A 23,118-nucleotide genomic window follows, 5' to 3' on the forward strand; every position below is an offset into this window, starting at 1 on the left:
TCGTTCCACACGCTCCAGCGTGGGAATGCAGTTCATGACGCTCTGCGTCGTCAGAGGACGCGGAGCGTCCAGACCGGCATGCCCACGCGGAGCATGGGCACGATAGTGTTATCCCTGACGACGCTCGTTCCACACGCTCCAGCGTGGGAATGCAGTTCACGACGCTCTGCGTCGTCAGAGGACGCGGAGCGTCCAGACCGGCATGCCCACGCGGAGCATGGGCACGATGGTGTTCGCCGGGCCGCCTGCGGGTGCAATGGTGGTTCAGCTCACCCTGAACTTCCCCACCAATGTCTGCAAGTGAGTGCCCAGTCTGGCGAGTTCGACGCTGGAGGCTGCGGTTTGCTCGCTGGCGGCTGCGGTCTGTTCGGAGATGTCGCGTACGCTGATGACGTTACGGTTGATTTGTTCGGCAACCACGCTCTGTTCTTCGCTGGCGGTGGCGATCTGTTCGTTCATGTGCTGGATGGTCGCCACCGTGCGGGTGATCTGCTCCAGCGCGCTTCCCGCGCGGCGGCTCAGTTCAACGGTGTTGTCAGTCAGGGTGCGGCTGTTGTCCAGCGTGGTTGCGACCTGCTGGGTACCGGTTTGCAGTGCGGCGATCAATTCCTCGATCTCTTCTGTGGACTTTTGCGTGCGTTGCGCCAGGCCGCGTACCTCATCGGCGACCACCGCGAAGCCACGCCCGGCTTCACCAGCACGAGCTGCCTCAATGGCCGCATTCAGGGCCAGCAGGTTGGTTTGCTGCGAAACAGACTTGATTACGTCAAGAACGCCGACGATCTTGTTGCTTTCCAGCTTGAGTTCGCTCATCGAATGGGTAGAGTTCACCACCTCGCGAGCCAGTTGCTCGATCTGACTGATTGCCCGCCCTACAACCTCGTCACCGCTGCGGGCCTGTTGGTCCGCCTGAGCCGCGGCCTGGGAAGCCTCCTGAGCATTACGCGCGACTTCCTGCACCGTCGCGGCCATTTCATTCATAGCTGTGGCCACCTGGTCGGTTTCGTCTTTCTGGCTAGTGACCCCGATGCAGGTCTGCTTGGTCACCGCTGACAACTGCTCGGCCGCGCTGGCGATCTGCGATACGCCCTCGCTGATACCGCCGACCAGCTCGCGCAGGCTGACCGTCATAGTCTGCATACTGCCTTGTAACTGACCCATTTCGTCACGACGGGTCACCGACATGTCCCGACTCAGATCACCCTGAGCGATGCGTGCTGCGACAAGCAGCGTCTGCTGTAACGGTACGGTGATCTGCCGGGTCATGACCCAGGCGGCCAGCAACCCGATCAGCAGCGCCAGGCCCGCAACACTGCTCAGGGTGGTGCTGGAATTGACTGCTTCGCTGTCGCGCTGAGCGGTTTGCAGACGGTTCAACGCGGCGACCGAGTCCAGCAACTGATCGCCGAGACTTCTCATAAGTTCCTGGTCCGCCTCGGCTTTGGTCTGTATCTGTTTGAACTCGTTGAGCCTTTCCCGATAGCCTTGCAGGGCTGTAGTGGCGGCTGCCAGGCCCTGAAGGCTTTCACTGTCCTCGTCCTGCCCGATCTGCCCGATTTCCTTGAGCGCTTCGTCGATGGCGACAATGGCTGCGGCTTCATCGGCATCGCGAATGGTGAAGGTGTAGGCCTGTACCTGATAACGAGCGATCTGCACCTGCTGCCTGAGCTGCGAAATGTTGGTGAATTCCTCCATCCGCTCAGTGCTGTCCTGTTCCTGGCTTACGCTCTTGAGCACCTCGCTCTCAACCAGTGCGATGGCCTGCAAGGCCTGCTCTGACGTCTGCTCCAGGCGGGTGCGTACCTGGTTACGGGTCTGACGGTTGGTCCGGACGTCGGCGAAGGTTTTCTCGAGTCTGCTTACCGTCTCAAACTGTCCGTTGAGCAGCGTAGTGGTTTCCGCCTCGAGGCTCTGTCGATGCAGCGCTGTGAGTTGGGCTTTCATTTCGTTGAGTTTGTCTGTCACCAATGCCGTGCTTTCTGGCGTTTTTTCCACGCGATCGGTGATGCGTTCGGCACGCAGGTCTTTGGTGAGGCTGTTGAGCTGGGCAATGTCCGAGAGCGACTCGGAGCGGTCGATCATGGTGTACAGGCCATGCCAGCCGGTCAGTGTGATGATCAGCGTCAATAGCAGCACCAGGCCGAAACCCAGGGACAGCTTGAATCTGACGTTCATGTTGCCGAGCGCGTGATTGATCAGTCGGAACATTGGAATCTCCTGCAATGAGCGAACAAAAGCATGTTCCGGGTGAGTCAGAACATGCGTTGTGAGCGCATCGGCGTGGTGATTCATTGCGTGACCTGAGAAGGTCGTAGGATATTTCCGAGCACGAAAGAGGGGTGAAAGGTGTCACGTTTTTGCGGGAAAAGAAGCCCGCGCTCAGTGCTGGCGCGGGCTGGATACTGCAAGGTCAGACAGTAAAGCGACTCACCAGCAACTGCAGATGGTTGCCCAGTCTGGCCAGTTCGACACTGGACGCCGCGGTCTCTTCACTGGCCGCAGACGTCTGTTCGGACACATCGCGGACATTGATGATGCTGCGGTTGATCTCTTCGGCGGTGGCGCTCTGTTCTTCGGCGGCGGCGGCGATCTGCTGATTCATCGCCTGGATCGCCGAGACGGTTTTGGTGATGCTTTCCAGCGATCCTCCGGCCCTACGGGTCAGTTCAACGCTGCTGGTGCTCAGCTCGCGACTGCTGTCCATGACCGTTGTGGCCTGCTGTGTGCCGCTTTGCAGGCCGGCAATCAGTGCTTCGATCTCTTCGGTGGATTTCTGCGTGCGCTGCGCCAGACTGCGTACCTCATCGGCAACCACCGCAAAGCCCCGACCGGCCTCACCGGCGCGGGCTGCCTCGATAGCGGCGTTCAACGCCAGCAGGTTGGTCTGTTCGGCGACCGATTTGATGACGTCCAGCACGCTGCCGATCTTGTCGCTTTCCTGTTTCAGCGCGCCCATCGCTTCGCTGGAGTTGCCCACCGCGGAGGCAAGACGTTCGATTTGCGCAATGGCCTCGTTGACCACTCGCTCACCATCACGAGCCTGCTGGTCGGCGGCTACGGCTGCTTCAGAGGCTTCTTCAGCGTTGCGCGCGACTTCCTGAACGGTCGCAGTCATTTCATGCATGGCGGTGGCGACCTGATCGGTCTCGACCTTCTGGCTGTTGACCCCGGCACTGGTCTGTTCGGTGACCGCTGACAGCTCTTCCGCCGCGCTGGCGATCTGGGTGACGCCATCGCGAATCCCGCCGACCAGCTCACGCAGGCTCACCGTCATACGTTGAATCGTGGCCTGCAGTTTGCCCAGTTCGTCCTTGCGATCAACCTTGAGGTTGCGACTCAGGTCGCCCGAGGCCACCCGCTCCACTACTTCGAGGGTCTCCTGCAACGGGGTGGTGATCTGGCGAGTGATGACCCACGCCGCGAGAATGCTCAGCATCAGCGCCAACGCCGTAGCGGCAGCGATCATCGTGACCGACTTGGCGCTGTCTGCGTCACGGCTCTTGTTCTGCCGGATGATCAGGTCGTTGCTGGTGTCGAGCATGCTGACGCCCAACGTGGTCATTTTATCCAGTGCGGCCTTGGAGGCGGCCTGGGCATCGCGGTAGCGGCCCACAGCCGCGCGGTAGCCATTGAGCCCGGCGATGGCCTGTTGCAGCATGGGCGAATAAGTGGAAGAAATGTCGCCAGCCAGCGTGTTGATCCCGGTCACCGCGTCATCGATGGCCTTATTGGCGTCTTTTTCGAAATCGGGACGGCCGCTGTAGGTGTAACCACGTACCTGAAAACGCGCCTGCTGAATCAGCTTGCTGACGCCGACGATGCCATTGAAGGCCAGGATGTTATCTTCCTTGAGCAGTTCGGCTTCGATCCTGTCGGCCTGATCCACCGCCTTGTCGGCGTTTTCGCCCATCTGGCTGCGGCTCGCTTCGCGGGTTTCGATCGCCTTGCTCATGTCCTCGAAGGACTGGCGGTAGTCGCGGGTCGCCTGAATCTGGGCATCCAGCAATTGCAGGTTCTCGGGGGATCGCAGCAGGTTCCTGGCGCTTTGCAGCGCGGCGTCCAGCTGATCGAGCGTATTTCTGACCTTCGCTGCGGTCTCTGCGTTGTACAGCGCCTCGTAGCTCATACGGTTGATGCGCAACTGAAGGGTCAGCTCATTGACCTGCGCAATCGCAGTAACACGGTCCCCACGATCAATAAGGGCCTGATTGCTGAACCAGCCGGTGGCCGAAATCATCAGCGTCATCAACAGCACCAGGCCAAAGCCGATCGCCAATTTCAGGCTGACACTCGCATTGGCGAGGCTTTTGGATAACCCACGAGACATGATCACTCCTTGACGTCTTTTGCTCTAAGTATGCAATTGCATCGGCCAGTTATCGGTTAACTGAAGCGATTGAGTCGACACTGACAGCTTAGAACAAGCGGGCGAGAAGGGCCGTTACAGCGGTTTCGACGCGCAGGATACGTTCGCCCAATTGCACGGGCTGCAAACCTGACTGACGCAACAGATCGATTTCGTAGGGTATCCAGCCCCCTTCAGGGCCGATGGCCAGCGTGACTTGCTCTGTGACCGCACGAGGGCAGGCGGGGAAATCACCGGGATGGCCAACCAGGCCCAGTGTGTCGAGCGCGATCTGCGGCAAGCGATCTTCAACGAAAGGCTTGAAGCGCTTTTCGATGACGATTTCCGGCAGCACAGAATCGCGTGCCTGCTCCAGCCCAAGAATCAACTGCTCGCGAATGGCCTCGGGCTCCAGAAATGGCGTCTGCCAGAAGCTTTTTTCAACCCGGTAGCTGTTCAGCAGGATGACTTTCGGCACGCCCATGGTTGCGATGGTCTGGAACACCCGACGCAGCATCTTGGGGCGTGGCAGTGCCAGCAACAGGGTGAGGGGCAGTTTTACCGGCGGGGCGCTATCCAGCGAAACACGCAGCTCTGCTTCATGAGGCTCAAGGCGCAGCAGTTCGGCGCTGCCCAGCAGGCCATTGATGCGGCCGACGCGCAGACTGTCGCCGATCTCTGCGCGATGCACCTCCTGCATGTGCTTCAGGCGGCGGTCACGCAGGACCACCCGGTCAGCCGCAATGAAATCGGCTTCCTCAAGCAACAGCAGGTTCACGGTGTGGTCGCGGGCGGCTGATCCTGCTTTTCAGCGTCCTCGGCCTGATCGTCCGGATGTTCGCCACGCTTCTTGATCATCTTGCTGCACAGTACGCCCAGCTCGAAGAGCAGCCACATTGGCACCGCCAGCAGCGTCTGCGAGAAGATGTCCGGCGGCGTCAGGATCATGCCGACCACGAAGCAGCCGATGATCACGTAAGGGCGGATCTTCTTCAGGTATTTGACGTCGACGATGCCGATCCACACCAGCAACACCACGGCCACCGGGATTTCGAAGGCCACGCCAAAGGCGAAGAACAACGTCATCACGAAGTCCAGGTAACTGGCGATGTCGGTCATCATCGAAACGCCTTCCGGCGTCACGCTGGCGAAGAAGTGGAAAATCAGCGGGAAGACCAGAAAGTAGGCAAACGCCATGCCTGCGTAGAACAGGATGATACTCGACACCAGCAGGGGCACCGCGACGCGCTTCTCGTGCTTGTACAGGCCTGGCGCGATAAAGCCCCAGATCTGATGCAGGATGACCGGCATGGACAGAAACAGCGCGACCATCATGGTCAGCTTGAACGGCGTGATGAACGGCGAGGCCACATCGGTGGCGATCATCGTCGCGCCTTCAGGCAGGTAGACGCGCAGCGGGGCCGACACCAGCGTGTAGATCTTCTGCGTGAAGTAAAACAGACCGGCAAAAATCAGGAACACTGCCGCGACACAACGCAACAGACGTGTACGCAGCTCGGTGAGATGCGAGATCAGCGGCATTTGCTGATCGTTTTCCGGGATATCAGCGCTCATGGTGCTCGCGGTGGCAATGACGAATCGTGGGCGGGAGGCGTCGGGACCGGTGTGCCGGCGTCAGCCGGTTTCGCGGTTTTCTCCAGCGACAGCTCGGTCTTCGGCGCCGCAGGTTGTGCCGGGCCGATTTCATGGTGTGCGGCTTCATCGTGCGCGGGGCTTGCCGCTTCGGCTGCTGCCGGTGCGGGCGACGGGTTTACCGGCTCGGAGCCGTTCTCGGGCGGCGGATTCTGCGCGAACATTTTGCGCGCTTCGTCTTCCAGCGAAATAATGTGCTCGTTGTGCAGCTGCCGACGAATTTCGTCGGCCCCGATTTCACGTTCAACTTCCTGTTTGATCGCATTGAAGCTGCGCTTCAACCGGCCGATCCATAGGCCTGCGGTGCGTGCCGCACCCGGCAGGCGCTCGGGACCCAGTACCAGCAAGGCAACCAGGCCGACAAGCAGCAGTTCAGAGAAGCTGATACCGAACATGGGCTTAAACCTGGTCTTTGCGGATCGGCTCGTCGACTTTGTGCGCCTGCGCGTCGATGGTATGCGGCTGGTTCAATGGCGAGCCCTGAGGGGCAGCCTGTGCCTGCTGTGGCTGAGGTGCAGGCTGTTCGGCTGGCTTGTCGTCGTCATTCATCGCCTTGCGAAAGCCCTTGATCGACTCACCCACGTCGCTGCCCAGACCCTTGAGTTTCTTGGTCCCGAAAACCAGTACCACGACGATCAGGATGACGATCCAGTGTTTCCAGTCAAAAATACCCATGAAACAGTCCTCGTAAAAGATTTCAAGCTTGAAAGGGGAGAGCGTTATTCTGCCGTGCGGGCGGCTTTTTCCGCGTGGCCGGACAAGCCGAATCGGCGGTCCAGTTCATCGAGCACGGCTTGTGGGTGCTGACCCAGCGCTGCGAGCATCACCATGCTATGAAACCACAGGTCAGCGGTTTCATAGATTACGTCGCTGCAATCACCGCTGACTGCAGCGTCCTTGGCAGCGATGATGGTCTCGATCGATTCTTCGCCGAGCTTTTCCAGAATCTTGTTCAGGCCCTTGTGATACAGGCTGGCGACGTAGGAACTGTCGGCAGCAGCGTCCTTGCGTGATTCCAGCACCTCAGCCAGGCGGGATAACGTATCAGTCATGTTCAGTGGCCTGCTGAGTAAATAGCGTCAGGATCTTTCAAAACCGGGTCGACGGTCTTCCAGCCTGAGTTTTCGTACACTCGATAGAAGCAACTTTCGCGGCCGGTATGGCAAGCGATGCCGCCGATCTGCTCGACCATCAGGATAATGACATCGGCATCACAGTCCAGGCGCAGTTCATGGAGCTTTTGCACATGACCTGATTCTTCACCTTTACGCCAGAGTTTGCCACGCGAACGCGACCAATAGATGGCACGATTCTCCGACGCCGTCAGGCTCAGGGCCTCGCGGTTCATCCAGGCCATCATCAATACCCGGCCGGTCTTGTGATCCTGAGCAATTGCAGGCACCAGACCGTCGCTGTTCCAGTGAATCTCGTCCAGCCAGTCTTTCATATCTACTCCGGCAGCCGGCGTTCATGCCCGGCGGATTGAACAGTGTGCCAGCGCCATTCGCTGCTGGCTATCGGCGAACGATCAGATACAGCCCGGCAATCAGCATGATCGCCGCTGGCCAGGCGGTGAGCGTCAGCAGTTGTGTGGCTGCCTCGCTCATCACCCAACCCTGTATCGCGCCACCTACCAATAACGCTGCACCGATAAGCCGCAGGACCGGCTCGTCCTTGCGCTCCTGCCAGGGACGTGGCGGATCCGAAGCATGCGGGCGAGACATACGCTCCAGTAGATCGCGGGTCATGCCCGCGATATGCGGCAGTTGCTCGACCTGTGATTGCAGATTGCCCAGCAAGGTTTTCGGGCTGACCCGCTCACGCATCCAGCGCTCCAGATAAGGCTGCGCGGTGCTCCACAGGTCCAGATCAGGGTACAACTGACGACCCAGCCCCTCGATATTGAGCAGGGTCTTTTGCAGCAGAACCAATTGCGGCTGGACTTCCATATTGAAGCGGCGCGCGGTCTGAAACAGGCGCATCAGCACCTGGCCAAAGGAAATATCCTTGAGCGGCTTCTCGAAAATCGGCTCGCAGACCGTGCGGATTGCAGCTTCGAATTCATTGAGCTTGGTCTCTGCCGGCACCCAGCCCGAATCAATGTGCAGCTGCGCAACCCGACGATAATCACGCTTGAAGAAGGCAAACAGGTTACGGGCCAGATAATCCTGATCTTCCGGCGTCAGGCTGCCGACGATGCCGCAGTCGATGGCAATGTATTTCGGGCTCCACGGGTTGACCGTGCTGACGAAAATATTGCCGGGGTGCATGTCGGCGTGGAAGAAACTGTCGCGAAATATCTGGGTGAAAAAGATTTCCACGCCGCGCTCAGCCAGCAGTTTCATGTCGGTGCGCTGGTCGGCCAGCCCGGCCATGTCGGTGACCTGCAGGCCGTAAATACGCTCCATGACCAGCACTTTGGGGCGGCACCAGTCCCAGTAGACTTGTGGCACGTAGAGCAGATCCGAGCCTTCGAAGTTGCGACGCAACTGGCTGGAATTGGCGGCTTCACGCAGCAGGTCCAGCTCGTCGTAGATGGTTTTTTCGTAATCCATCACCACCTGCACCGGGTGCAGCAGGCGTGCGTCCGCTGACACGCGTTCGGCCATGCGGGCAAGGATGAACAGCCACGCGAGGTCTTGGCCAATGACCGGCTTGAGGCCTGGGCGTACCACTTTCACCACGACCTCTTCGCCGGTCTTCAAACAGGCGGCATGCACCTGGGCGACCGAAGCAGATGCCAGTGGGGTTTCGTCAAAGCGACTGAAGACGTCGCAGATACGTGCGCCCAGTTGTTCTTCGATGAGGTTGATGGCCACCTGTTGGTCGAACGGCGGCACGCGGTCCTGCAGCAGCATCAGTTCGTCGGCGATGTCCTCGGGCAGCAGGTCGCGCCGAGTAGACAGCAGTTGCCCGAACTTGATGAAAATCGGCCCCAGGTCCTGCAATGCCAGACGAAAGCGTACGCCACGGCTCAGCTCGGATTTACGCCGTGGCAGCCAGCGCCAGGGCAGCACGAAACGCACCGCGAGCATCCACCAGGGCAGGGGCAGGGCGAACAACAGGTCATCAAGGCGATAGCGGATAACGACACGTTGAATGCGAAACAGACGGCGGACGGCAAGCAGCTTCATGCGTTATCGCTGGTATTGAGGGAGTGGGCGAGGCGGGCAAAGCGCGCCTCGAGACGGTCCAGATCGAGTTTGATCTGATCGAGTTCGGCGAATCGTGCTTCGGCTTCGTGCTTACCCACCAGCGTACGCGATTCTTCGCTGAGGTAGTCGGCAACGTTCTGGCTGAGGCTGGTGAAACTTTCACGTGTCCAGCGTCCACTGTCGCGCAGTCGGCTGCTGAACAACTGACTGGCTACCGGGCCGACCCAGTTGGACAATTCGTGTTCCCAGTCCAGTTCCAGGTCCTGAAGAATGCCGACCAGTTCCAGCAGTACGCCACTGTCACCGTCCAGCTCGACGTCGGGGCCATGCAACACGGCGGTCTTGTCCTTGCTCAGGGCCAGACGCAGCAGGCTGGAGGCTGGCGCACGCAAGGTGCAGTCGGCGTCGGCAGCCCAGTCTGCGGCCAGCAGCAGACCTTCGTCACTGGGCAGGATAAAGATTTTCAGGGACGGATCGCGACAGTCCACGGCAATGACATGCCCGGACAAGCGCGCCATACGCGGTAGCGCGGTGCTGTCCAGGCGCAACACGCGATTGATGCCGTGCTCGATACTGGCGAGCAGCCCCCGGAGCAACATCAGGGTTTGATACCGCGATGCAAGGCCACGACGCCCGCCGTCATGTTGTGGTAGGTCACACGGTCAAAACCGGCTTCCACCATCATCGACTTGAGGGTCTCCTGGTTGGGGTGCATGCGGATCGATTCGGCCAGATAGCGGTAGCTTTCCGAGTCATTGGTGACCAGTTTGCCCATCAACGGCATGAACGCGAACGAATAGGCGTCATAGGCCTTGGACATGAGCTTGTTGGTCGGCTTGGAAAACTCCAGCACCAGCAGGCGTCCACCGGGCTTGAGCACGCGCAGCATGGAACGCAGAGCGTCTTCCTTGTGCGTCACGTTGCGCAGGCCGAAGGCGATGGTCACGCAGTCGAAATGGTTGTCCGGGAACGGCAGCTTTTCGGCGTCGGCCTGGACGAACTCGACGTTGCCCGACACGCCAAGGTCCAGCAGGCGGTCACGGCCGACCTTGAGCATGGAGGCGTTGATATCAGCCAGTACCACCTGGCCGGTCGGGCCGACCAGGTTGGAGAATTTGCGGGTCAGGTCGCCCGTACCGCCGGCAATGTCCAGCACGCGGTTGCCGGTACGGACGCCCGAAAGCTCGATTGCAAAACGCTTCCACAGACGGTGCATGCCACCGGACAGCAGGTCGTTCATCAGGTCGTATTTGGCCGCAACCGAATGGAAAACCTCAGCGACTTTTTCTGCCTTCTGGCTTTCCGGTACATTTTTGTAACCGAAGTGAGTCGTAGGTTCGGCATCGCTGCCTTTGCGCTGATCGTTCATATCGCTTCACCGGAATAGAGTGCGGGCCATTCTAATCGCCAGGGCCGGCTTTGTCTTGACAAGGCTCACCGGCAACGCTTTCTTGGATGCAGGCGGGTCTATATAGTTGCGCCGCATTTCATCTGATCATCAAGGAAGCCTGCATGGCCAAGATAACCGTTGAACGCCCGCACGCACTGGGCCGGGAAAAGGCTCGCGAGAGGGCCGAGCAACTGGTCGAGAAGCTTTCCGACAAATACGGGCTGGCCCACGAATGGGCAGGCGATACCGTAAAACTGGAAGGCAAGGGGGCCAAGGGCAAGGTCGAAGTCGAAGAAGCGTTGATCCGTATCAACATCGAGCTGAACTTCATCCTGTCGGCCATGAGCGGCTCCATCAAGACTGAAGTCGAGCGCGTCCTGGATAAAGCACTGGCCGCCTGAGTCTTCGCCCTAGGGTGAGCATTCTAATTTTTCTCCGTAACGTTGCGCTTATGCCCATAGCTGGGCGGTTCCTTCAACTTTCGAACATGAGGTGCACCATGGCCAGAGCGAACACGAAGAAAAACATCGAAGACCAGCAATCCTCCACGCTTTCCGACGTCAGGCTGTATGCCCGCAAGATCTGGCTGGCCGGTCTGGGGGCTTATTCCAGGGTCAACGAAGAAGGCACGCAGTACGTCAGGGACCTGATCAGGACTGGCGAGCAGGCCGAAAAGGAAGTCGTCAAAACGGTCGATGAGAAGCGTCTTGCGGCCAACAGCGAAATCGACTCGATCAAGGGCGAAGTGTCCTACGCCAAAGGTCGTGTAGAGGCGCAACTCGGCAGAATCGAGAGTGCTTTCGACCGTCGTGTCGCAAAAGCCTTGAACCGCATCGCAATCCCGTCTAAACATGATGTTGACACGCTCTCTGCCAAGCTCGACGAGCTGACGGCATTGCTTGAACGTGTCGTGCCTAAAAAGCTTGAACGCTCCGGGTCGAAACGATTCGAACGTTCAGAGTCTGGACAATAAGGAGAGCAGGATGGCTGGCAAGAAAAAAACCGACAAAGACGGCAGCTCATGGATTGGTGAGGTCGAGAAATACTCTCGCCAGATCTGGCTGGCGGGCCTGGGCGCTTATTCCAAGATAAGCAATGACGGCAGCAAGCTTTTCGAGACACTGGTCAAAGACGGCGAGAAAGCCGAGAAGCAGACCAAGGTCGAGGCGCAGAAGCAGCTGGATGAGGTCAAGGACACCGCCAAGACCGCCAAGTCGCGGGTCGGTGACGTAAAAGATCTCGCGGTGGGTAAATGGAATGAGCTGGAAGGGGCCTTCGACAAGCGCCTGAACAGTGCCATTTCGCGTCTGGGCGTGCCGAGCCGCAATGAAGTTCAGGCGCTGCACAGTAAGGTCGACCAGTTGACCCGGCAGATCGAGCTGTTGACGGGTGAGAAAGCCAAACCGGTCGCTTCGCGTACTGCTGCGGCCAAACCTGCGCCGAAAACTGCGGCAAAACCGCTGGTCAAGGCCGCGGCTAAAACCGTCGCCAAAACAGCGGATAAAACGGCGCAGAAAGCCGCAGCGGCCAAGCCAGCAGTCAAGAAAGCTGCGGCCAAACCGGTCGATGCAGCCAGCAAGGCCGCTACTGCCACCGCCAGCAAGGCCAAGACAGTTGCCAAACCAGCTGCGGCGAAGAAACCAGCAGCCATAAAACCGGCTGCCAAGCCTGCCGCCAAGCCCGCTGCATCGGCGACTCCGGCAACCGGTTCGGCCCCCGCTGCATCAGCCCCGACCGCTGCACCGGCAACACCCGCCAGCCAGTCCTGACAGACAGCTGTAACATCGAAGCCCGGCCTGCCAAGCAGCCCGGGCTTTTTTGATATTCCGAACACCTCTCCTGCCAATGCTTCTGGCCGAAGGCCGTGGGAGCGAACTTGTTCGCGAAGGGGCCTGCACATTCCGCGAATATGTATCGCCTTAACCACCGACTTCGCGAACAAGCTCGCTCCTACAAGGGGTTGCGTTCAGCCTGTCGATGCGTTTTCTTATCGTGCCCGGGTTTACCTGCCCAGATACTCCATCGCCAGCTGTTCGGCTGCCTGCCTTGAGGTGGGCAGCAGGTGTGGGGTCACGAGCATCATGATCTGGTAGACCACCACCCGCACATTACCCTCGCGACCCAGAATGCGTTGGTAATCCAGTGAAAACAGCAGATTCATGGTGATCTGCTCCACAAGTTGCCCCAACGCCTGGGTTTCGCTGACCAGTTGCCCCCGCGATTTCAAACGGGCCAGCAGTGACGCGAGGGTTTTCTTGATCGAGTTGAGCAGGTTGCGAATGCCGCGGGCCAGCTTTGGCAGCCGTCCGGCGAGGTTGGACAGGTCTTGAAACAGGAAACGATAGTGCGACAATCGCTCGACAATCAGGTGCAGAAACATCCAGTAGTCTTCGGCCTCAAGCCTGGCATCCGAAGGCGGATAGAGCAGCGGTGCCAGCTCTGCCTGGAACCGCTCGAAAAGACTCAGAATCAACGGCTCCTTGCCATGAAAGTGGTAATACAGATTGCCGGGGCTGATACCCATTTCATTGGCGATTTCCAGCGTGGAAACATTGGGCTCGCCCTGCTGGTTGAACAGCGTCAAGGCACATTCAAGGATACGGTCGCGGGTTTTCATCCAGTCTTCTTGTTCACAAGTCAAAGGGCCGGCTTTGCCTGATCGGGCAGGGCGCAATCCAGCGTTTCAGCGCACATGCACATAAGTCCCGGGCGCAGCCTCCATGGGCGGATAAGTAGCGTTGCCCAACTCCATCCTGGTGTCGTGCTCGGCCCCGGAATGCTCCTGAACCCATTTCAGCCAGTTCGGCCACCAGCTGCCATCATGATGCTGCGCGTCGTAGTACCAGGCGCGCGGGTCGCTGCTCAGCTTGCTGTTCTCGACATAGTTGGCTTTCGGGTTGCCCGGCGGGTTGAGAATGCTCTGCACATGGCCGCTGTTGGACAGCACGAAGCGGCGCTCACCGCCCAATAGCAGCGTAGAACGGTAAACTGCGTCCCATGGCGTGATGTGGTCGTTGATGCCAGCGATGCTGAAACTGTCCACCGTGACTTTCTGCAGGTCGATGGGTGTTCCGCAGACCTCCAGGCCACCCGCATGGCTGAGCGGGTTGTGCTTGAAGAAGTCCAGCAGATCACCGTGCAACGCAGCGGGGAGGCGCGTGGTGTCGTTGTTCCAGTAAAGAATGTCGAACGGCGGTGGCGATTTGCCCAGCAGGTAATTGTTGATCCAGTAAGTCCAGATCAGGTCATTGGGGCGCATCCAGGAAAACACCCGATTCATCTCGCTGCCCTCCAGCACTCCGCGCTGATAGGAGCGGCGCTTTGCAGCTTCGAGGGTTTGCTCGTCGATAAACAGCGTGGCGGGGCTTTCGATCTGGCTGTCCAGCAGGCTGACCATATAGGTTGCGCTGGCCACACGGCGGGTTTGGCGCTTGGCCTGCAAGTGACCCAGCAATGCGGCAACGGTCAGACCTCCCGCGCAAGCGCCCACCAGATTGACCTCGCGTGCTGCGCTAATCGCCCGGCAGATATTCATCGCCTGCTCGGTCGCTTCGACATAACTGGACAGCCCCCACTCCCGATGACGGACATCCGGGTTGCGCCAACTGATGACGAAGGTCTGCAGGCCGTTCTTGAGCGCATATTGCACAAAGCTGTTGGTTGGGCTGAGGTCGAAGATGTAGAACTTGTTGATCTGCGGCGGCACGATGAGGACCGGTCGGCTGAACTGCCTTTCGCTCATGGGCCGATACTGGATCAGCTCGAACATTTCGTTGCGAAACACCACCGCACCAGGCGTGGTCGCTACGGTTCGGCCTACCTCAAAAGCGTCCTTGGTGGTCTGGCTGGGCAGCCCGCTGTTGTGCAACAGATCATCGGCCATGTGGCTCAGGCCCTTGATCAGGCTGGTACCACCCGAGTTGAACAGCTCTTTGACGGCCTGCGGGTTGAGCAGCGTATTGGAAGGGGCCAGCGCATCGTTGATCAGTGTGAACAGAAAGTGCGCCCGCGCCCGCTCTTCAGTGGACAGATCGCTGTCATCGATCCACTGTCTGACCTGATGCTGGCAACTGAGATACACCTGCAAACCCCGGCGATAAAGCGGGTTGAGACTCCAGGTCGGGTCAGCGAAGCGGGGGTCTTTGGGATTGTGCGGATAGGGTGTTTCGCCCAGCACCACCACCCGCCCCAACTGCTTGCCCAGTGCCAGAGCGTGGCGAGCACTACGAACCGGGTGCCGCAAACCCTGGGCTGCGACGTTACGCAAGGTAGAAAACAGGTCTCGCCCGCGCAGGCCGATGATGGCGCTCTGCGCGTTGATGAAGTTTGTGGGTGCAGCGCTGGCAACCTTCGCGGATTTTTCTTGCATGAGGGCAACACTCCTTCGTCAGGCAACTCATGGGTTGGCGCCAGTCCGCTTGCGAAGGGGCTGGCGTCGCTCTGCGCGGTTGAAACTCCGTTGTGTTGCGCAGTGGGTGACGCTGTTTCTCTCGGGCTGCTCACATTGCCGGGCGTGTTGGCGCTATCAGCGCGTTCTGGGCGGCGTTGGCTGTGGGTGCATGACTGCGCGCTGCCGTTCCTGTTGCAGAAAACCCATGATGATCGGTGCCACGGCTTCGGCACGCGTGATCAGGAACAAATGCCCGTCATCGATTATGTGTAGCTGGGCATTGGGTATTCGCCAGGCCAACAGGCGCATATTCACCAGCGGAATCAGCGGGTCGTCATCACCGGCCAGAACCAGAGTCGGCTGGTGAACCTTGTGCAGCCAGTGAATGCTGGTCCAGCCCATGCCCGCGAACAATTGCCAGTAATAGCCCAGCTTGCCGGACGAGCGCACCTTGGCAGCATGATTGGCCGCCAGATTGGGATCGCGTCGAAACGCGCCGCCGTAGATCTCCGGTGCAATACGGATCACATGCGACGGCTGAATGTAGCGGCGCGGGCTGGCCATCAACCACAGCACGCGAGGCTTGCCCGGCACCATCGCCATGCCTGCCGACGTGGCGGCCAGCACCAGTTTCTTGCAGCGCTCCGGGTAGTCATGAGCGAACTGCTGAGCCAGCGCCCCGCCCCACGAAACACCGATCGCATTGACCTGCCCGTAGTTGAGGTAATCGAGCATGCGCGCTGCGAGCTTGGCCAGCCCCGGAAAGCGATAAGGCCGATTGGGTGTCGACGAACCACCGACCCCCGGCACATCGAAGGCGATGACTTCCAGGTCCGGGTCCAGTGCTTCAACAAACGGGAATACCAGTTCCAGGTTGGCACCGATGCCGTTGAAGATCAGCAGCGGTGTCAGATGGCTCTTGCCTGGGCGCACGGCCGTACGAATAGTGTGTCCGTTCAGGTCGATGGAGCGAAAAACAAACGGTTGCGGCATGCGCTAAGCCCTGTTGATTTAACCGCCGGGAACGCACCCCGGGTTCTTTCAAGACTGACGGGTCTAACGCTCGTGAACATAGGTTCCGGGCGCTGCCTCGGCTGCCGGATAGGCTTTGTTACCAAGCCCGGCAGGCGCCTTTTTCAACTTGCCCGAGCGCGTGGCCAGCCACTCTTGCCAGTGTAGCCACCAGGAATCGGTGTGCTTGGTAGCGTTTTCCTGCCAGGCCGCCGGGTCTGCTGGCAACTCGTCGTGAGTCATGTAACGCGACTTGGGGTTGCCCGGCGGGTTGAGGATGCTCTGGATATGGCCGCTGCTGGACAGTACAAACTCGGTCTTGCCTCCAAACAGCCGTGCTGATTTGTAGCAGGAGGCCCATGGCGTGATGTGGTCATTGGTGCCGGCCAGGCAGAACACATCGGCCGTGACCTGTTTGAGGTCGATCGGCGTGCCGCAGACTTCCAGCGCGTTGGCGCGGGTCAGCGGGTTGTTCTTGAACATTTCGATCAGGTCGCCGTGAAAGGCGGCGGGCAGGCGTGTGGTGTCGTTGTTCCAGAACAGAATGTCGAAGACTGGCGGCTCGTTGCCCAGCAGGTAATTGTTGACCCAGTAATTCCAGATCAGGTCGTTAGGGCGCATCCAGGCAAACACCTTGGCCATGTCACGACCTTCCAGCACACCCGCCTGATAGGAATGACGCTTGGCAGTTTCCAGGGTCTGCTCGTCGACGAACAGCGCGACCTCGGTATCCAGCGTGGTATCGAGCACGCTGACCAGCAGGGTCATGGCGTTGACTTTCTTTTCGCCCAGGGCTGCGTAGTGGCCCAGCAGCGCTGTGCAGGTAATGCCACCGGAACAGGCGCCCAGCATGTTGAGGTCTTTGCTGCCGGTGATCGCCAGTACCACATCGACCGCTTCCTTGAGCGCTTCGATGTAGGTCGACAGCCCCCATTCGCGTTGTGCCTTGGTCGGGTTGCGCCAACTGATGATGAAGGTCTGCACGTTACTGCGCAGGCAGAAGCGCGCCAGGCTTTTTTCCGGGCTCAGGTCGAAGACATAGAATTTGTTGATCTGCGGTGGGATCACCAGCAGCGGTCGCTCGTGAACCTGCTCGGTAATCGGCTTGTACTGGATCAGTTCCAGTACGTCATTGCGAAACACCACGGCCCCCTCGGAGGTGCCCAGGTTCTTGCCAACCTCGAACGCGTCCATGTTGACCTGGCTCGGCATTCCGCCGTTGTTCACCAGGTCCTTGGCCAAGTGCGACAGGCCATCGAGCAGGCTTTTACCACCGGTTTCAAAGAAGCGTTTCACGGCGGCCGGGTTGGCGGCAGAGTTGGTCGGTGACATGGCCTCGGTCATGAGGTTGATCACAAAGTGCGCGCGACTGATGTCTTGCGGGGTGAGATCACTGCCACCGATCCAGTCATGCAGTTCCTTGCGCCAGGCGAGGTAAGTCTGCAGGTAACGGCGATACAGCGGGTTCTGGCTCCAGGCCGGATCAGCGAAGCGACGGTCTTCCGGTGTTGGCTGCAAGGCAGATTTGCCGAAGATCACGTTGCCGAGTTCGACGCTAAGGTGCGCGACGTGCTTGATGCTGTGGATCGGTTGCTTGAAAGCCTGACGCAAAACCATCCGCGCGGTGCTCAGTAAATCCTTGCGCCGCAGGCCAACGACCGGGTTGAGGCCCAGGGTGTGCTCGGAAGCCTGGCGCTGCAGGTCATCGTCTTTCGCGTTACTCATCTACGACGCTCCATTGTCTTGATGCGAACACTGACATTCCTTGCCTGTGAACCAGTGACACAGGCGGTTAGCCAGCACTACTGCTCGTGTAACTCATGCCTTGCAGGCTGTTTCTCGCATCGACTTCGATGCAGGGAATTTGCCAAGGTTATTGGTTACGCGAGATTTCAAAAAATCGCAAGCAGCGTCAGCCACTCATTGGCCGCTGCGCGGAACATTGAAACAAAAACGATTAGAAAGCGCGTCCTAAAACGGCGAGCGGTGAGGCTGCACGGGTTTGAATGTTCTGTGAGGATCGCGCGGGCGGCAGGGGTCAGAGCATCAGCTTGATGACTTGCTCGGAGGGATCGCGGGATTTGCCGGCTTTTTTCAGCTCTTGCAGATAGTCCTCCCACAGGGACTCCTGGCGTCTTGCCAGTTCGTACAGGTACTCCCAGGTGAACAGTCCTGAGTCGTGGCCATCATCAAAGGTCAATTTCAGTGCATATTGCCCAGCCGGCTCGACCTTGCTCAGACCGACGCCCAGTTTGCCGAATTGCAGGATCGGCCTGCCATGGCCCTGAACCTCGGCAGAAGGGGAATGCACCCGCAGAAATTCGGCGGGCAGATGATATTCCTCATCCGGCGCGTACTTAAGCGTCAGGGTTTTGGAAGCTTTGTGCAGCTGGATGGCGGTGGGGAGCATTGAAAGCAGCCTCAAGGAAGAGCAGCTACAAGCTACAGGCAGAAGCAAAAAAGCTGCAAGAGTGGAGAACCTCTTGCAGCTTGTAGCTAACCATTTGCAGCTTTAAAGGATATACCGCGAGAGGTCTTCGTTTTCGGCCAGATCGCCCAAGTGGCTGTTGACGTATTCTGCATCGATTTCAATCGGTGCTGCGTCAGGGCTGATAGCCAGATCGCCAGCGCTGAACGAGACTTCCTCAAGCAGACGCTCAAGCAGCGTGTGCAAGCGACGGGCACCGATGTTCTCGGTTTTCTCGTTGACCTGCCAGGCAATCTCGGCAAGACGCTTGATGCCTTCAGGCTTGAACTCGATCTTCAGGCCTTCGGTCTTGAGCAGTTCACGATACTGTTCGGTCAACGACGCATGTGGCTCGCTGAGAATGCGTTCGAAGTCCTGCGGCGACAGCGCCTTGAGTTCAACGCGGATCGGCAGACGGCCTTGCAGCTCGGGCACCAGATCACTTGGCTTGCTCAAATGGAACGCGCCAGATGCAATGAACAGGATGTGGTCAGTCTTGACCATGCCCAGTTTGGTATTCACGGTGCAGCCTTCGATCAGCGGCAGCAGGTCGCGCTGTACGCCTTCGCGGGACACATCGACACCGCCCGAATTACCGCGCTTGGCAACCTTGTCGATTTCGTCGATGAACACAATGCCGTGTTGCTCGACCGCTTCCAGCGCCTTGGCCTTCAACTCTTCGTCATTGACCAGACGGCCCGCTTCTTCTTCGCGTACCAGCTTGAGCGCGTCCTTGACCTTGAGTTTGCGGCTCTTGGTCTTGCCTTTGCCCATGTTGGCAAACAGGCTCTGCAGCTGATTGGTCATTTCTTCCATGCCGGGCGGCGCGGAGATATCGACACCTACGGCTTCGTTGATCTCGATCTCGATTTCCTTGTCGTCCAGCTGGCCTTCGCGCAAACGCTTGCGGAACAGCTGGCGGGTGTTGGAATCGTTGCTCTGCGCCGGGTCTTCGTTGAAACCGACACGGGCAGGCGGCAACAGAGCATCAAGAATACGGTCTTCGGCCGCATCTTCGGCGCGATGGCGAACCTTGATGATTTCCTGTTCACGCAGAAGCTTGATCGCCGCATCGGCCAGGTCGCGGATGATCGACTCTACATCGCGGCCTACGTAGCCCACTTCAGTGAACTTGGTCGCTTCAACCTTGATGAACGGTGCATTGGCGAGCTTGGCCAGACGACGGGCGATTTCGGTCTTGCCGACACCGGTCGGGCCGATCATCAGAATGTTCTTGGGCGTCACTTCAACGCGCAGCTCTTCGGGCAGCTGCATGCGGCGCCAGCGATTGCGCAGGGCAATGGCGACGGCGCGCTTGGCATCGTCCTGGCCGATGATATGGCGGTTAAGTTCGTGGACGATTTCGCGGGGAGTCATGGACATGGTAATTCACGGTCCTCTGGTACGGTCAAGCCGAAGGGGCCGCAGACTGTGCGGCCCGGCAAGAGCTTAGCCAACGAGGTCCTGCTCCTCAATGGTGATGTTGTGGTTGGTGAACACGCAAATGTCGCCAGCGATATGCAACGAGGTCTCGGCGATTTCGCGTGCCGACAGGTCGGTCTTGAGCAGCAGGGCGCGTGCGGCGGCCTGAGCAAATGCGCCGCCGGAGCCCATGGCGATCAGGCCGTCCTCGGGCTCGACCACATCGCCGTTGCCGGTGATGATCAGCGAGGCGTCCTTGTTGGCGACGGCCAGCATTGCTTCAAGACGGCTCAGCGAGCGATCGGTACGCCAGTCCTTGGCCAGCTCGACAGCTGCACGAACCAGATGCCCCTGGTGTTTTTCCAGTTGGGCTTCGAAGCGTTCGAACAGCGTGAATGCATCGGCGGTCGCGCCAGCGAAGCCGGCGATCACTTCACCGTGATACAGGCGGCGTACCTTTTTGGCGTTGCCTTTCATGACGGTGTTGCCCAGAGAAACCTGGCCGTCGCCAGCCATGACGACTTTACCGTGACGGCGCACTGAAACGATGGTGGTCAAGGGAGAGTCTCCACACTGCGGGGCGAAAATGCCCTGATGCAAACTCATATGGGGGTGTGGACGAGTATTTCAACCTTGAGGATGAACAGCGGGGATAACTGGCAGCTGACTGCCGGAGGCATAAATCTCCGGCAGTTGTAACGGCCTCTTCGTGAGCAAGCTCACTCCCACCTGTAGCGCAGAGCGCTTTGCGCGCTCTGTTTCAGCTAGCGGCTCTGACGCTGTTGCAACAACAGGTTACTAAATCCGCCGCTTGCCAGTTGTTTCTGGGCGGTGGTCAGTTGTTCGCGGTTGCTGAACGGGCCGACCAGTACGCGATACCAGGTTTCATCCTTGACGGTGCCCGACTCGACGGTAGAGGTCTGGCCCAGCAGGATGATTTGCGCGCGGACTTTCTCGGCGTCAGCCTGTTTGCGGAACGAGCCCGCCTGCAGGAAGAACGTCGTCACCGCGGCCGGCTTGGTGGTCGCAACCGGTGGCGCTGGCGGAGGCGTCAGGCCGCTGAGGGCTGCCTGGGCGCGTGCCGTGTCGATCTTGGCTGCCTGTTCCGGCGAGACCGGTGCTGTCGGTGCCACAGGCGGCGGGGTCTTCTCCGGCACGGCTTCGTTCGGCACGATCACTTCCGATTCCGGCAGCAATGTGTAGAAGTCGTACTTCGGCTTGACCGGAGCCGTCGGGCTCGGTGGTGTTTTATTCGCCTCGGCGATCTTCGCGGCCTTGGCATCCGCCTTGACCCGCTTGACGTCTTCGCCGCCCGGTTCAAGTTTCATCAGAAAGACCACGAACGCGCCCACGGTCAAGCCAATCGCCAGCCACAACCATCCTGGAATCGGCTTCTTCGCGGGTGCCTGATAACGGCTGGCGCCCCGCTTGGGTGCCGGTTTCTTCTTCGCAACTGCCAACTTACATACGCTCCAGAGTTTCCAGACCCAACAGGTCCAGGCCTTGCTTGAGGGTGCGGCCGGTCAGGGCAGCCAGACGCAGACGGCTTTGCTGCTGATCGGGATTTTCCGCACCAAGGATCGGGCAGTTTTCGTAAAAGCTCGAAAACAGACCCGCAAGGTCATACAGGTAAGCACAAAGTACGTGCGGTGTGCCTTTTTCTGCGACGTTATTCAGTGTTTCAGTGAACTGCGCCAGGCGTGCAGCCAGTTCCAGCTCTTGCGGCGCGTTCAGGACAATCTGCCCCTTGCTGGCGTCGAACGGCGTGCCCAGCTTGCGGAATACACCGGCCACACGGGTGTAGGCGTAGAGCAGATAAGGCGCGGTATTGCCTTCGAAGCTCAGCATCTGATCGAAGTTGAAGCTGTAATCACTGGCGCGGTGCTTGGACAGGTCAGCGTATTTCACCGCGCTGATGCCCACGGCTTTGGCGATACTGCGCAGCTCGGCCTCGGCGACCTCCGGGTTCTTTTCCTTCACCAGCGTGTAGGCACGTTCTTCGGCTTCATCGAGCAGGTCGATGAGTTTGACCGTGCCGCCGTCGCGGGTTTTGAACGGGCGGCCATCGGCGCCGTTCATGGTGCCAAAACCCATGTGTTCCAGCTGCATGCCGTCGTGGACGAAACCGGCGCGGCGAGCGACTTCGAACACCTGCTGGAAGTGCAGGGCCTGACGCTGATCGACGAAATACAGCACGCGGTCAGCCTTGAGCACCTTGCTGCGGTAGCGGATGGCGGCCAGATCGGTGGTGGCGTACAGGTAGCCGCCACCGGCCTTCTGCACGATCACCGGCAGAGGCGTGTCATCGGCGGTGCGGAATTCTTCAAGGAACACACATTGCGCGCCGTTACTCTCGACCAGCAGGCCAGTGGCTTTCAGGTCGTTGACCACATTGGCCAGGTCATCGTTGTAGGCACTTTCGCCCATCACGTCTGCCGGGGTCAGCTTGACGTTGAGGCGTTCGTAGGTTTCCTGACAGTGCGACAGCGAGATGTCCTTGAAGCGTGTCCACAGGGCCAGACACTCGGCATCGCCTGCCTGCAACTTGACCACCAGGCCACGCGCCCGCTCGGCGAACTCTTCGGATTCATCGAAGCGCTGCTTGGCGGCGCGGTAGAAGTTTTCCAGGTCGGACAGCTCGTCGCTGGTCGCCGGTTTTTCCTGCAAATAGGCCAGCAGCATGCCGAACTGGGTGCCCCAGTCGCCCACATGGTTCTGGCGAATGACTGTGTCGCCCAAGAACGTCAGAACGTTCGCCACGCCGTCGCCAATAATGGTCGAGCGCAAATGGCCAACGTGCATTTCCTTGGCCAGGTTGGGTGCCGAAAGGTCGACCACCACACGCTGCCCGGCACCCGCCTTGCGTACCGACAACTGCGGGTCGGCCAGGGCTGCGTCGAGGCGCGAAGTCAGTGCGGCAGTGTTCTGGAAGAAGTTCAGGAAGCCCGGACCGGCAATTTCGACCTTGCTGACCTGCTCGTCGGCAGGCAGGGCGGCGATCAGCTTTTCAGCCAGGTCGCGCGGCTTCATCCCGGCAGGCTTGGCGAGCATCATCGCGATATTGCTGGCGAAATCGCCGTGAGTCTTGTCACGGGCGTTTTCCACCTGGATCGCCGGCGTCAGCCCTTCTGGCAAGACGCCCTCGGTGACGAGACGGGTCAGGGCTTGTTGAATCAGCTGGCGAATGGTGTCTTTCATTGTGCTCTCTTCGACCGCAAGCGCGGTGGCGCTTCGATGCGCGGGTGGAAAAACTCCGCATTATCCGTTGCTCAAGCCTGCTTGCCA

The 23,118-nt window shown here is 59.4% G+C and carries 23 protein-coding genes and 2 pseudogenes; 3 read left to right on the top strand and 22 right to left on the bottom strand.

What is annotated here, in order from left to right:
- Positions 1-264: 264 nt before the first annotated feature.
- The 13 genes and pseudogenes from KP808_RS26035 to ubiE all read right to left on the bottom strand — a co-directional run bounded on the left by KP808_RS26035 (position 265) and on the right by ubiE (position 10,522).
- Positions 265-1,185, bottom strand: a complete 921-nt coding sequence (locus KP808_RS26035; protein ID WP_407692671.1) for a methyl-accepting chemotaxis protein — start codon at positions 1,183-1,185, stop codon at positions 265-267.
- Positions 1,171-2,292, bottom strand: a pseudogene (locus KP808_RS26040) (methyl-accepting chemotaxis protein); the annotation flags it as partial. The gene KP808_RS26035 and the pseudogene KP808_RS26040, both read right to left, overlap by 15 nt.
- A gap of 118 nt (positions 2,293-2,410) precedes the next feature.
- Positions 2,411-3,274, bottom strand: a complete 864-nt coding sequence (locus KP808_RS26310) for a methyl-accepting chemotaxis protein (protein WP_456107281.1) — start codon at positions 3,272-3,274, stop codon at positions 2,411-2,413.
- A 39-nt stretch (positions 3,275-3,313) separates the two neighbouring features.
- Positions 3,314-4,327: pseudogene (locus KP808_RS26315) on the bottom strand (methyl-accepting chemotaxis protein); the annotation flags it as partial.
- 88 nt (positions 4,328-4,415) lie between these two features.
- The gene (locus tag KP808_RS01835; protein ID WP_058408279.1) at positions 4,416-5,123 is read right to left on the bottom strand and encodes a 16S rRNA (uracil(1498)-N(3))-methyltransferase; all 708 of its coding nucleotides are present in this window, start codon (positions 5,121-5,123) and stop codon (positions 4,416-4,418) included.
- Positions 5,120-5,920: a twin-arginine translocase subunit TatC gene (gene tatC, locus KP808_RS01840; protein WP_058402815.1), complete on the bottom strand. Its 801-nt coding sequence runs from the start codon at positions 5,918-5,920 to the stop codon at positions 5,120-5,122. The genes KP808_RS01835 and tatC overlap by 4 nt, the downstream gene beginning before the upstream one ends.
- Positions 5,917-6,393: a Sec-independent protein translocase protein TatB gene (gene tatB, locus KP808_RS01845; RefSeq protein ID WP_230017345.1), complete on the bottom strand. Its 477-nt coding sequence runs from the start codon at positions 6,391-6,393 to the stop codon at positions 5,917-5,919. Before tatB ends, tatC begins: the two co-directional genes overlap by 4 nt.
- A 4-nt stretch (positions 6,394-6,397) precedes the next feature.
- A complete protein-coding gene (locus tag KP808_RS01850; protein ID WP_002551630.1) occupies positions 6,398-6,673 on the bottom strand; it encodes a twin-arginine translocase TatA/TatE family subunit in 276 nt (91 codons plus the stop codon).
- A gap of 44 nt (positions 6,674-6,717) precedes the next feature.
- A complete protein-coding gene (locus KP808_RS01855) occupies positions 6,718-7,050 on the bottom strand; it encodes a phosphoribosyl-ATP diphosphatase (RefSeq protein WP_002551631.1) in 333 nt (110 codons plus the stop codon).
- Positions 7,051-7,052: 2 nt separating this feature from the next.
- Positions 7,053-7,445, bottom strand: a complete 393-nt coding sequence (gene hisI, locus KP808_RS01860; RefSeq protein WP_002551632.1) for a phosphoribosyl-AMP cyclohydrolase — start codon at positions 7,443-7,445, stop codon at positions 7,053-7,055.
- A 67-nt stretch (positions 7,446-7,512) separates the two neighbouring features.
- A complete protein-coding gene (gene ubiB, locus KP808_RS01865) occupies positions 7,513-9,132 on the bottom strand; it encodes a ubiquinone biosynthesis regulatory protein kinase UbiB (RefSeq protein ID WP_057401435.1) in 1,620 nt (539 codons plus the stop codon).
- Positions 9,129-9,752 (bottom strand): ubiquinone biosynthesis accessory factor UbiJ, encoded by a 624-nt coding sequence (locus KP808_RS01870; protein ID WP_230017346.1) that lies wholly within the window; start codon positions 9,750-9,752, stop codon positions 9,129-9,131. The genes ubiB and KP808_RS01870 overlap by 4 nt, the downstream gene beginning before the upstream one ends.
- On the bottom strand, positions 9,752-10,522 hold the full coding sequence (gene ubiE / locus KP808_RS01875) for a bifunctional demethylmenaquinone methyltransferase/2-methoxy-6-polyprenyl-1,4-benzoquinol methylase UbiE (protein WP_002551635.1): 771 nt from the start codon (positions 10,520-10,522) through the stop codon (positions 9,752-9,754). The genes KP808_RS01870 and ubiE overlap by 1 nt, the downstream gene beginning before the upstream one ends.
- Positions 10,523-10,665: 143 nt before the next feature.
- On the opposite strand from ubiE, the gene KP808_RS01880 reads away from it, so the two are divergent.
- The 3 genes from KP808_RS01880 (at position 10,666) to KP808_RS01890 (ending at position 12,312) form a co-directional block, all read left to right on the top strand.
- On the top strand, positions 10,666-10,944 hold the full coding sequence (locus KP808_RS01880; RefSeq protein WP_057412218.1) for a polyhydroxyalkanoic acid system family protein: 279 nt from the start codon (positions 10,666-10,668) through the stop codon (positions 10,942-10,944).
- 98 nt (positions 10,945-11,042) lie between these two features.
- Entirely contained in the window at positions 11,043-11,516 is a 474-nt protein-coding gene (locus KP808_RS01885) for a phasin family protein (protein WP_005778662.1), read from the top strand.
- A gap of 10 nt (positions 11,517-11,526) precedes the next feature.
- Positions 11,527-12,312, top strand: a complete 786-nt coding sequence (locus KP808_RS01890; RefSeq protein WP_230017347.1) for a phasin family protein — start codon at positions 11,527-11,529, stop codon at positions 12,310-12,312.
- A 233-nt stretch (positions 12,313-12,545) separates the two neighbouring features.
- Here KP808_RS01890 and KP808_RS01895 read toward each other — a convergent pair whose 3' ends face one another.
- From KP808_RS01895 to argS, 9 genes are all read right to left on the bottom strand, one after another.
- Positions 12,546-13,160, bottom strand: a complete 615-nt coding sequence (locus KP808_RS01895) for a TetR/AcrR family transcriptional regulator (RefSeq protein WP_230017348.1) — start codon at positions 13,158-13,160, stop codon at positions 12,546-12,548.
- A 66-nt stretch (positions 13,161-13,226) separates the two neighbouring features.
- Positions 13,227-14,912, bottom strand: coding sequence for a class II poly(R)-hydroxyalkanoic acid synthase (gene phaC / locus KP808_RS01900; protein ID WP_230017349.1), 1,686 nt, complete (start codon positions 14,910-14,912; stop codon positions 13,227-13,229).
- A gap of 156 nt (positions 14,913-15,068) precedes the next feature.
- Positions 15,069-15,926, bottom strand: a complete 858-nt coding sequence (gene phaZ / locus KP808_RS01905) for a poly(3-hydroxyalkanoate) depolymerase (RefSeq protein ID WP_004654231.1) — start codon at positions 15,924-15,926, stop codon at positions 15,069-15,071.
- Positions 15,927-15,989: 63 nt separating this feature from the next.
- Positions 15,990-17,669, bottom strand: a complete 1,680-nt coding sequence (gene phaC, locus KP808_RS01910; RefSeq protein WP_058402821.1) for a class II poly(R)-hydroxyalkanoic acid synthase — start codon at positions 17,667-17,669, stop codon at positions 15,990-15,992.
- A 313-nt stretch (positions 17,670-17,982) separates the two neighbouring features.
- Positions 17,983-18,354 (bottom strand): gamma-butyrobetaine hydroxylase-like domain-containing protein, encoded by a 372-nt coding sequence (locus KP808_RS01915; RefSeq protein ID WP_002551642.1) that lies wholly within the window; start codon positions 18,352-18,354, stop codon positions 17,983-17,985.
- Positions 18,355-18,456: 102 nt separating this feature from the next.
- Entirely contained in the window at positions 18,457-19,794 is a 1,338-nt protein-coding gene (gene hslU / locus KP808_RS01920; RefSeq protein WP_002551643.1) for an ATP-dependent protease ATPase subunit HslU, read from the bottom strand.
- 66 nt (positions 19,795-19,860) lie between these two features.
- Entirely contained in the window at positions 19,861-20,391 is a 531-nt protein-coding gene (gene hslV / locus KP808_RS01925; protein WP_002551644.1) for an ATP-dependent protease subunit HslV, read from the bottom strand.
- A 206-nt stretch (positions 20,392-20,597) separates the two neighbouring features.
- Positions 20,598-21,293, bottom strand: a complete 696-nt coding sequence (locus KP808_RS01930) for an SPOR domain-containing protein (RefSeq protein WP_002551645.1) — start codon at positions 21,291-21,293, stop codon at positions 20,598-20,600.
- A 1-nt stretch (position 21,294) separates the two neighbouring features.
- Positions 21,295-23,031 carry an arginine--tRNA ligase gene (argS, locus tag KP808_RS01935; RefSeq protein WP_230017350.1) on the bottom strand — a complete coding sequence of 579 codons (1,737 nt, stop codon included), beginning with the start codon at positions 23,029-23,031 and terminating at the stop codon, positions 21,295-21,297.
- Positions 23,032-23,118: the final 87 nt, after the last annotated feature.

The organism is Pseudomonas savastanoi (assembly GCF_020917325.1).
Classification (GTDB): domain Bacteria; phylum Pseudomonadota; class Gammaproteobacteria; order Pseudomonadales; family Pseudomonadaceae; genus Aquipseudomonas; species Aquipseudomonas amygdali.

Excerpts from the sequence above, each read along its gene's own strand:
- KP808_RS26035 (WP_407692671.1), bottom strand. The coding sequence starts at position 1,185 with ATGTCGGTGACCCGTCGTGACGAAATGGGTCAGTTACAAGGCAGTATG.
- KP808_RS26310 (WP_456107281.1), bottom strand. The coding sequence starts at position 3,274 with ATGACGGTGAGCCTGCGTGAGCTGGTCGGCGGGATTCGCGATGGCGTC.
- tatC (WP_058402815.1), bottom strand. The coding sequence starts at position 5,920 with ATGAGCGCTGATATCCCGGAAAACGATCAGCAAATGCCGCTGATCTCG.
- tatB (WP_230017345.1), bottom strand. The coding sequence starts at position 6,393 with ATGTTCGGTATCAGCTTCTCTGAACTGCTGCTTGTCGGCCTGGTTGCC.
- KP808_RS01850 (WP_002551630.1), bottom strand. The coding sequence starts at position 6,673 with ATGGGTATTTTTGACTGGAAACACTGGATCGTCATCCTGATCGTCGTG.
- KP808_RS01855 (WP_002551631.1), bottom strand. The coding sequence starts at position 7,050 with ATGACTGATACGTTATCCCGCCTGGCTGAGGTGCTGGAATCACGCAAG.
- hisI (WP_002551632.1), bottom strand. The coding sequence starts at position 7,445 with ATGAAAGACTGGCTGGACGAGATTCACTGGAACAGCGACGGTCTGGTG.
- ubiB (WP_057401435.1), bottom strand. The coding sequence starts at position 9,132 with ATGAAGCTGCTTGCCGTCCGCCGTCTGTTTCGCATTCAACGTGTCGTT.
- KP808_RS01870 (WP_230017346.1), bottom strand. The coding sequence starts at position 9,752 with ATGTTGCTCCGGGGGCTGCTCGCCAGTATCGAGCACGGCATCAATCGC.
- ubiE (WP_002551635.1), bottom strand. The coding sequence starts at position 10,522 with ATGAACGATCAGCGCAAAGGCAGCGATGCCGAACCTACGACTCACTTC.
- KP808_RS01880 (WP_057412218.1), top strand. The coding sequence starts at position 10,666 with ATGGCCAAGATAACCGTTGAACGCCCGCACGCACTGGGCCGGGAAAAG.
- KP808_RS01885 (WP_005778662.1), top strand. The coding sequence starts at position 11,043 with ATGGCCAGAGCGAACACGAAGAAAAACATCGAAGACCAGCAATCCTCC.
- KP808_RS01890 (WP_230017347.1), top strand. The coding sequence starts at position 11,527 with ATGGCTGGCAAGAAAAAAACCGACAAAGACGGCAGCTCATGGATTGGT.
- KP808_RS01895 (WP_230017348.1), bottom strand. The coding sequence starts at position 13,160 with ATGAAAACCCGCGACCGTATCCTTGAATGTGCCTTGACGCTGTTCAAC.
- phaC (WP_230017349.1), bottom strand. The coding sequence starts at position 14,912 with ATGCAAGAAAAATCCGCGAAGGTTGCCAGCGCTGCACCCACAAACTTC.
- phaZ (WP_004654231.1), bottom strand. The coding sequence starts at position 15,926 with ATGCCGCAACCGTTTGTTTTTCGCTCCATCGACCTGAACGGACACACT.
- phaC (WP_058402821.1), bottom strand. The coding sequence starts at position 17,669 with ATGAGTAACGCGAAAGACGATGACCTGCAGCGCCAGGCTTCCGAGCAC.
- KP808_RS01915 (WP_002551642.1), bottom strand. The coding sequence starts at position 18,354 with ATGCTCCCCACCGCCATCCAGCTGCACAAAGCTTCCAAAACCCTGACG.
- hslU (WP_002551643.1), bottom strand. The coding sequence starts at position 19,794 with ATGTCCATGACTCCCCGCGAAATCGTCCACGAACTTAACCGCCATATC.
- argS (WP_230017350.1), bottom strand. The coding sequence starts at position 23,031 with ATGAAAGACACCATTCGCCAGCTGATTCAACAAGCCCTGACCCGTCTC.